This is a genomic window from Streptomyces phytophilus, from assembly GCF_013870535.1.
In the GTDB taxonomy this organism is placed as follows: domain Bacteria; phylum Actinomycetota; class Actinomycetes; order Streptomycetales; family Streptomycetaceae; genus Streptomyces; species Streptomyces phytophilus.
Window position 1 is genome coordinate 1 of record NZ_JACBXC010001116.1, and the last position, 2,021, is coordinate 2,021.

The 2,021-nt window shown below is 71.2% G+C and carries 1 protein-coding gene and 1 pseudogene; both read left to right on the plus strand.

The annotated features are described in order from the left end of the window. A pseudogene (lepB, locus tag H5J30_RS37060) lies at window positions 1-1,079 on the plus strand (signal peptidase I); the annotation flags it as partial. A gap of 184 nt (window positions 1,080-1,263) precedes the next feature. Continuing rightward, window positions 1,264-2,021, plus strand: a 758-nt coding sequence (lepB, locus tag H5J30_RS37065; protein WP_258563595.1) for a signal peptidase I, incomplete at its 3' end; no start/stop codon positions are given.

Below are 2,021 nucleotides of genomic sequence, written 5' to 3' on the forward strand. Positions count from 1 at the left end.
GCGCGGAGGCGGCGGTCAGGATCCGTACGGACCGGGCGGCGGGCGCGCCGGCGCCCCGTACGGGCCCGGCGGCGGCGACGACCCGTACGACCCCTCCCAGCCGGGAGACGGGCGCGAGCCGGGAGGCACGCGGAGGCGGGGCGGTGAGCCGCCGCCGCGCACCGGCGGGCGCGCGGAGCGCCGCAAGGCGGCCAAGCGGGCGCGGCGGCGCAGAACCCGGTCGCGGATAAAGGAGATCCCGCTCATCATCGGCGCGGCCATGATCATCGCGCTGGGCGTCAAGACCTTCCTGTTGCAGGCGTTCGTCATCCCCTCCGGATCCATGGAGCAGACGATCCGGATCGGCGACCGGGTCGTCGTGGACAAGCTCACGCCCTGGTTCGGCGCCAAGCCGGAACGCGGCGACATCGTCGTCTTCAAGGACCCCGGCGGCTGGCTCAGCAACCGCGAGGAGGACCGGCTCGACGACCCGGTGGGCATCGCGCAGGCCAAGGACGTGCTGACGTTCATCGGGCTGCTGCCCTCGGAGCACGAGCAGGACCTGATCAAACGGGTCGTGGCGGTCGGCGGCGACCGGGTCGCCTGCTGCGACGACTCGGGGCGGGTCACGGTCAACGGCACCGCGCTGGTGGAGCCTTACCTGAACCCCGGCGACAAGCCGTCCAAGGCGGCCTTCGACGTCACCGTGCCGGACGGCCGGATCTTCGTCATGGGCGACCACCGCTCCAACTCCGCGGACTCGCGCTACCACCTGGACGGTCCGTACCAGGGCACGATCTCGGAGGACGACGTCGTCGGCAGGGCGATGGCCATCGCCTGGCCGCTCGACCACTGGAACAAATTCGACTCACCGGACACCTATGCCTCGGTTCCTGACCCGGATGAGCAGGCGAATAAGGTGTCTTCGAAAGAAGTGGGCCGAATGGAGCCCCTCCCGACTCCTGCGGAACTCTCGCTCGTTATGGGAGTGGTGGGCCTGCACCTGACCAGGGGCAGGCAGCGGCAAGGTGAGGAGTGGATGTGGGGGACGTGGCAGTCAGCGCCCGGTCCGGTCACGAAGGTCCCGAAGACCGGCCCGGTCAGGGGCAGGCGCAGCAGCCGGCTGCGGGCCCTCCTGGCGGCCCTCCGGAGCAGGCGGCCGACGCCCCGACGGCGGACACCCCCCGGGACGACGCCCACCGATCCTCACTCGCCAAGGGCGACGTCCGGCAGGACGCGACGCCCGGTGCTCCCGGCGGCCCTGCGGCGACGGAAGCGGGAGCGATGAGCGACGGCGGCGGGGACGGCACGGACGGCGGCGGCACCGGGAGCGGCGGGGACGACGACGCCGGGGCGGCCGACGCGGGCGCGAAGAAGCAGCGTTCCTTCTGGAAGGAGCTGCCGATCCTCATCCTGGTCGCGCTGGTCCTCGCGCTGATCATCAAGACCTTCCTGGTGCAGGCGTTCTCCATTCCCTCCAACTCCATGCAGAACACCCTGCAGGTCGGCGACCGCGTGCTGGTGGACAAGCTCACGCCGTGGTTCGGCGCCGAGCCGGAGCGCGGCGAGGTCGTCGTCTTCCACGACCCGGGCGGCTGGCTGAACGAGGCGCCGCCGTCCGACTCCGGGCCCGTACTCGAAGGCATCCAGAAGGGCCTGAGCTTCATCGGCCTCATGCCCTCGGCGGAGGAGCAGGACCTCATCAAGCGCGTCATCGCGGTCGGCGGGGACACCGTGGAGTGCAAGGGCGTCGGCCCGGTGAAGGTCAACGGCAAGGCGCTGGACGAGACTTCGTACATCTTCCCCGGTGACACCCCCTGCGAGGACAACGACTTCGGGCCGGTGAAGGTGCCCGACGGCAAGCTGTGGGTGATGGGCGACCACCGGCAGGACTCGCTCGACTCCCGCTACCACGAGAAGTCGCCGGACAAGGGCTTCGTCGACGAGGACCTGGTCGTCGGCCGGGCCATCGCGCGGGCGTGGCCGATCGACCGCTGGGGCACGCTGCCGGTGCCGGGCACCTTCGACCAGCCCGGGCTGAA